The organism is Lacrimispora sp., from assembly GCF_047605665.1.
Classification (GTDB): Bacteria; Bacillota; Clostridia; order Lachnospirales; family Lachnospiraceae; genus Lacrimispora.
This window is the reverse complement of record NZ_JASGFH010000026.1, coordinates 49,158-55,264: the sequence shown is the minus strand read 5'-3', so window position 1 is coordinate 55,264 and position 6,107 is coordinate 49,158. Positions and strand designations below refer to the sequence as shown.

Annotated in this window: 8 protein-coding genes; all 8 read right to left on the bottom strand. The window is 42.2% G+C overall.

Going from position 1 to position 6,107, the window contains the following annotated elements; all coding sequences use genetic code 11:
• Positions 1-167 precede the first annotated feature (167 nt).
• On the bottom strand, positions 168-1,187 hold the full coding sequence (locus QM657_RS17880; RefSeq protein WP_415068060.1) for a tyrosine-type recombinase/integrase: 1,020 nt from the start codon (positions 1,185-1,187) through the stop codon (positions 168-170).
• Positions 1,188-1,568: 381 nt separating this feature from the next.
• On the bottom strand, positions 1,569-2,294 hold the full coding sequence (locus QM657_RS17875) for a hypothetical protein (RefSeq protein ID WP_415068059.1): 726 nt from the start codon (positions 2,292-2,294) through the stop codon (positions 1,569-1,571).
• Positions 2,295-2,828: a putative phage tail protein gene (locus QM657_RS17870; RefSeq protein ID WP_415068058.1), complete on the bottom strand. Its 534-nt coding sequence runs from the start codon at positions 2,826-2,828 to the stop codon at positions 2,295-2,297.
• A gap of 1 nt (position 2,829) precedes the next feature.
• The gene (locus tag QM657_RS17865; RefSeq protein WP_415068057.1) at positions 2,830-3,843 is read right to left on the bottom strand and encodes a baseplate J/gp47 family protein; all 1,014 of its coding nucleotides are present in this window, start codon (positions 3,841-3,843) and stop codon (positions 2,830-2,832) included.
• The gene (locus tag QM657_RS17860) at positions 3,840-4,226 is read right to left on the bottom strand and encodes a DUF2634 domain-containing protein (RefSeq protein ID WP_415068056.1); all 387 of its coding nucleotides are present in this window, start codon (positions 4,224-4,226) and stop codon (positions 3,840-3,842) included. The genes QM657_RS17865 and QM657_RS17860 overlap by 4 nt, the downstream gene beginning before the upstream one ends.
• Positions 4,219-4,509, bottom strand: a complete 291-nt coding sequence (locus QM657_RS17855) for a DNA helicase (protein ID WP_415068055.1) — start codon at positions 4,507-4,509, stop codon at positions 4,219-4,221. The genes QM657_RS17860 and QM657_RS17855 overlap by 8 nt, the downstream gene beginning before the upstream one ends.
• Complete coding sequence (locus QM657_RS17850; RefSeq protein ID WP_415068054.1) at positions 4,502-5,455, bottom strand: hypothetical protein; 954 nt, start codon at positions 5,453-5,455, stop codon at positions 4,502-4,504. Before QM657_RS17850 ends, QM657_RS17855 begins: the two co-directional genes overlap by 8 nt.
• 10 nt (positions 5,456-5,465) lie before the next feature.
• Positions 5,466-6,077: a LysM peptidoglycan-binding domain-containing protein gene (locus tag QM657_RS17845; protein ID WP_415068053.1), complete on the bottom strand. Its 612-nt coding sequence runs from the start codon at positions 6,075-6,077 to the stop codon at positions 5,466-5,468.
• Positions 6,078-6,107 lie beyond the last annotated feature (30 nt).

Genomic DNA, 6,107 nt, shown 5'->3' with positions numbered 1-6,107 from the left:
ATAAGATTTCCAGTAATATCCCCGCCTGTGTTATTAACTTTATTAGCATTTAATTCAGTCAGCCAGAACGGCCCATATCGTATCACTATGACCTTTAAGCTACCAGAAGGGTAAACTTAATAAAGCATCCGTTTCGGCTGCTTAAAATCAGCTAAAAATTCAATTTCTCAGGCAAACTTCCGGTGAGATTCTTTCACGTTTTCTTCCTGAACAGTACAGTAAATCATCGTAGTGTCCAGCTTTTCATGTCCCAGAAGTTTTGACACCTGTTCCACGGGCATCCCCCTGTTTAACAGGTCCGTTGCTATCGTTCGCCGGAATCGATGTGGATGTACCTTTTTCACTCCAGATCGCTGGCCGAGTTGACGAAACATGTACTGGATTCCCGCAACTGTCAGGCGATCATGTGGTTTATCCAATGTTATAAATAATGGTTGTTCTGCCAAAGCTTCCTCAGCCAAGCCTTCTGTATTCTGTCTTTCCTTTAGATATCTCTTTAAATAAAATTTAGCATTATCAGTTAAATACACCTTTCTTTCCTTGCTGCCTTTACCAAATACGAAGAGTTCCTGACGGCCCATTTCAATGTCACCAACATTCAACGCCACCAGTTCTGATACCCTGACCCCTGTACTATACAGAAACTCCATCAAAGCTCTGTCACGGAGAACGGAACAATTAACTCTTAAAGCCTCCATTTCTTCCTGAGAGAACGGCTTTTTAATGGTCTTAGCAAGCTTCAAAATCCCTACACGCTTTACCGGATTGCTGGTCACCAGCTCCTCAGTGGTAAGGAAGTCCCAAAAACTGGACAGATAATGCAGCCGAGTCTGCATTGTAGTCATTTTAATTCCGTAAGACTCCCGCATAACCCCGTAATAATACCGAAGGTCCATTGCTGTAATATCTTCAATCCTTTTTCCTAAAAAATCCAACATCTTGCATATTTCCATTGTGTATTGCTTCAGCGTATTATCCTGCCTGTTGACAGCCTTTTTACTGGCTACAAACATCTTAATTTTTAAAGCATCCCCATCCATGCCCGTCTCTGCCAGTTCATAACATTCTTTCTGCACCTCTATGCCATGGAAATTAATGTACAGCGCATTATGCAGCTGCTCCATCTGACTACTGTCTAGGTGCGGTGTCATGGCATTGATTACCTTTTCCAATATCTGCTCTATCATTAGTAAAGCCCTCCTTCTACATCATTGTAAAAGGTAGGGCTGTTTTGGTCTACTACCGACTAAATTAAATGCTAATATGAGTAGCAAAGCTAATACCAGCGATTTGCTTAAATGTTTGACCCGTAAAACACCCACTTCTGCCATATGGACTGACAGCATAATATCTGATGGAATATATGATTTCAGTGTGACATCTGATAATAATAAGACTGATTATTTTCCCTCCGTCGGAAACATAGGTGACAAGTATGTTTTTATAGCATTTGCTAGCGGTAGTAATATTAGTGTAATGTGTATGCAATATAACTTTCCGTCAATAGCTTTTGGGAGGAAACGCAGTACATTTGGCTGGAACTGGACAAAGATAATATAATAAAATGATTATTTAGCCCTATAATTACATGCTCCATAAACATTTAAATTATAGGTATTGGGAAATAAGGTATTATATCTTGTACAGATTTCTATTGTACCATCAGCATGTATATTGAGGAATGCACCCTCCTGCTCTCTATTGTCAATCACGAGTTTTATAAAAAACAAATTGTAAACAGGATAAAAACCTTCAGGTATTCGTATTGGCAAAGTAACACGCTCATATACAGGCAACGCCGGTATATCACCGGCACTTAAATTCAGTGTTAGATATACCATCCCCATGTGTTTTATAAAATGTACAGATGAATTTAATAAAAGGGGTACCGTCACAAGTGATTTAGATGCTAAATTAGCATTTAATTGAGCGTACAGATCATAAAGCGTCTTTCCATATCTGGCATCCAGAGCAAAACCCGGCTCTGTGGTCTGGCCATTATTCACCAAGTGACCCAGGGTAAGAACCCCTGTTTTAAAATCATTAAAATCCTGAATAAACCTTTTTACCTTTCCTAGAAAGGTTTTGGAGTCTTCTCCAGCGCTAGGTACGGGGAATTGGGTTTCAATCGTTTTTAATGTTTCAATTACAGTTTCAGAAATATCGCCCCCAGCAACAGTAACTTTTGTATTCATTGCTGCATCAATAATGTCTGCATTTTCATTAAGATCCGAAATATTTATATATTCGTTTGTTTCTGGCTTTTTAAGCCCTAAATTAGATGTATTCTGCATTTATATATTCACCGTCCTTATTTGTTTCCACGTGTAAGCTCCAGCCTGCTCCCAAGTCAAAGCACTTGTATTTCCCCATGAGTTATAAACATATTCATAGTTCACTGCAAGATGAGCAGGCTTTATTTCTTCAATCGTCAGTTTGAGATCAGCAAGATTTCCCGGCACTCCTAACGTACCAACAAATTTAATTGTAAATCTGCTGTTTTCGTTATCCTCTATAACCTCAACCTCTCCATTAGAATAACTTCTTGCAACCTCCCGCACCATTTGCTTCGTAGATGTACCTGTTCCTGCAATCTTTGCCTTAATTCTTTCCCGCCGAAATGCATCGGTTTTAGCAGTCTCTATTTTTATCCCATAGATCCGTTCATACCGCGGCAGCATTTCACTGGCAGTATTGATGAAGCATTCCGATATTGTTGTACTTAACTTTACATCAAGCGCTTCCGCTTCCTTTGACAGAATCTCCTGAAGCTCCTTCATGGTCCTGTTTTTCTCGTAATAATTTGGCAATAACGTCATTAAATCCATATCAGTCTGCCTCCGTCAATGTTATGACACCTTCCACAGGAATTTCCTTATTTTCTATCATGATATTCCCAATTTGGGAGTTGACCATTAGTTCATCATAGTCTTCCACACCAGGAGTATCTAATAACAGACCTCCCATCTTTGCATAGCTGATATTACCAGAGTTAAAAACCATTCCGGAAAGAAAATCTCTAAGGGATTCCTTAAATGCGGTCTCCACCTCTTCCAGAGTTTTGCTTCCGTCAAGCATAACCGATGCGGATATACCGATTTGTTTTGCGGCTGGATTTTCCACTGCTACAGTTGCACCGATAGGCCGGACCTCTTCAATATGTTCTGCTACAATATCCGGCAATCCACTGCTTATTCCCTTATTATTATCCACCACCAATACTGTAACAGTCCCCGGACCACGATCCAGAGGAAATACTTTTGCATCACCCACACCGGACACTTCAAGGGCCCATTGCTTGTACTGATAGGCATTACCTGACGTAGCAGGCATCCGAACCTTATTATAAAAGCGCTCCCTTAATGCCTCATCCGTTTCTTCCTCTGTCCCTGCGGTAATTACTTCCCCAAGGGTAGCAGTGGCACCGATAACATTTGATACCGGATTTAGCGTTCCTGTGTACCAGTTTCCAACCGCCCCCACAGTCGTACACTCGGCTTTATACAAATTTTCAGCTATCAGTTCCGTTATTTTATATGTAAGATCATTGATCCCCCAGACAGACCCTATATTTACGTCCATATCTGTTGAAACCTGTCTCACGGCTGCTGTAGCTGCTTTTCTGGTCACACCGTGATCTGCAACGGCCCTATCCAGGTATTCACCGACTGCCGTATTGGAAAATACCAAATCTATATAGTTATCGAGTAAAAACTGCTGCTGTGCCAGAAAGAAAGCGCAAGGTGCCAGAGCATCATAGATAACGCTGCCCTCTCTCTTATCCACATTGCTGGGAACGCGGTCAAGCATGCCTTGTAATATTTCTTCATAAGTTTGACTCATATCTGCACCTCCGTTTCTATTTCCATTTCTCCATACACACTTCCGACATGAAAAGTACATTTACAGGCATCACCGGAAAAAGAAAAGTCAAATCCGTCCACATCAGTAATCCTGCTGTCCGTCAGCAGAGCTTCTTGTATCATCCGCTTCATTTCCGCCCTGACGTAAGCCCTTTCCTGGCCCACCAGTTCCTTCCATGCGATTCCGTAATCAAAGCTGTATATCGGATACTCATACTGCTCTGTTTCCAAAGTCTTATGTATGGTCTGTTTAAGCGCTTCCCGCTCCTCTATAAAACCCGCGATTTTATCATCAAATATTTTATATGTCCGGCCGGAAAATGTCCGGCCTTTCATCTGTAAACTGGTTGTTAATTTAGCCATAAGCATCCTCTTTTATCCCATACGGCTTTCCCATGATTTCCATCACAAAATACTCCCGTCCGCCGTCATTTCGGAGCAATACCACCTTGTCGCCGTTCACAAGCTGACCGGCCGTGTTGCCTTTTATCATGCTCATTGGCAATGGCAGCCGCTCATTGATCACTACGGCGGACCCGTTATATACTCCAATCATCACCGAAGTTACCTGACGGTTGCTTAAGTAGTTGTCAACAATATTTTTTATTACATTAAATAATCCGTTTGCCGAGTTATCATCACTCATCAAGTATCACCTCCACCGACATTTTGTGCACAGGCAAAAAATTATGCGTAACCTTCCTTACAATTAACCGGCGCTCCATGGACAGATCAGCAATGCTTCCATAAATACTGTTACCGGAACGAACTCTCAAATCACCCAGGCACTCCAGCTTTAAAGTTTCTTTCTCATGATTGTAAAGCTTAAGCAGGTTGTTAGCCCGCTCCTGGGCTTTCGCTTCATTATCCACCCCGGAAGGGGAAGTTTCAAAATACTGCAAAAATCCATATTTATTCATGGATTCCTGATCAATGGAGGTTCTGACATCAAACCGGCCAGAAGCCTCGTCCTTCCACCCCACTTTAATCCGGTTATAAAATTCCTCATCAATGGATCGTTCCCAGCTATATCCTGTGCACAGACTGTTATCGCCAAGGACCAAAGGCATCTGCAGGTTACGCATGTTCCAAAGACATACAGAGCCATATTCGTCACGCATGCAATACTTTTCCTCGGTTTTAAGCAAAGTGTCAGAAATGGCCCTGTTTACCTGATCAAGCCATGTCATGTCCATATTGGCAATTGTGGGAAGAATATATCCGGGGCCCTCCATGGTTCCCGGTTTTAGAGAGAGGAACGTGCACATATTCTGAACCAGATTTTTAAGCGTACCTCCCTCAAGTACAATGATTTCTTTTGCTTTCGCATACCGAAGCTGGTCATAGGCTTTCACCTTGATTATCCCGCTTTCATCACTGGAAACCTTAAATATGATTCCAAAAAATATGCCATCCACCTGGTTGTTATCCGTCAAACGAATGACATCACCGTTTTGAACGATCAATCCATCACTGATATATGATACTTCAAGAGTGCTGGCACCTTCGTTGAGAGCGTCAGACCATGATATATCCGTACACATATCCGATATGTCATAAATGCTCCCTTGTGTTTCAATCAATAGCTCCATGCCGGCCCTCCTATGATGGTATTGTGAGCACTTGGCCGGGATATATCAGGTTCGGATTTTTAACACCGGGATTTGCAGATGCAATTTTGCTGTACTGCGATCCGCTCCCATAAAACCGTTTTGCAATCCCGCTGAGAGTATCCCCCTTCACAACCGTGTAGGTCTTGTTTTCTGTTACCTCAGGACTCACCTGATCGGTGGTATTTTCCGGCTGGCTTATAATTTCTCTCAGCGTTTGCACGCCGATATATCTCTTCCCATGCGCTTTGTATTCAAGTAATGAAATTGTCAGATATTTGTCCCCTTCCTCTCCTGCTTTCTCCACAGACTCCACACTTTGCACCAGTACCAGGCAGCTTATATCGTCCGTAATCTCATTAGAAGCAATGAAACGGATAGGCGTTTTGTTCTTTTGCGCCTTGCGAAACATTTTTTCATAATAATCAGCATTCTTGAATCTCCCGGCGGTTTCTACATAATGATATTCCTGGCCGGGAAATTCAGCTTCGAAACTGAATTTTTCAAGCCCGCAATGGGCAGGTACTGACACCTGACCGGTGCCAAGTACCTGATATGTATCGATTTGCAGTTCCCTGCTTCGTTTGATTTCTTCCGGGTTCACCGGAAGCTTGTATTTTTTGCTGCCGTATTT

Bases quoted from the DNA above. Each gene is read 5' to 3' on its own strand.
- QM657_RS17860 (WP_415068056.1), bottom strand. From the start codon at position 4,226: ATGGCTAAATTAACAACCAGTTTACAGATGAAAGGCCGGACATTTTCC.
- QM657_RS17870 (WP_415068058.1), bottom strand. From the start codon at position 2,828: ATGGATTTAATGACGTTATTGCCAAATTATTACGAGAAAAACAGGACC.
- QM657_RS17865 (WP_415068057.1), bottom strand. From the start codon at position 3,843: ATGAGTCAAACTTATGAAGAAATATTACAAGGCATGCTTGACCGCGTT.
- QM657_RS17850 (WP_415068054.1), bottom strand. From the start codon at position 5,455: ATGGAGCTATTGATTGAAACACAAGGGAGCATTTATGACATATCGGAT.
- QM657_RS17875 (WP_415068059.1), bottom strand. From the start codon at position 2,294: ATGCAGAATACATCTAATTTAGGGCTTAAAAAGCCAGAAACAAACGAA.
- QM657_RS17855 (WP_415068055.1), bottom strand. From the start codon at position 4,509: ATGAGTGATGATAACTCGGCAAACGGATTATTTAATGTAATAAAAAAT.
- QM657_RS17880 (WP_415068060.1), bottom strand. From the start codon at position 1,187: ATGATAGAGCAGATATTGGAAAAGGTAATCAATGCCATGACACCGCAC.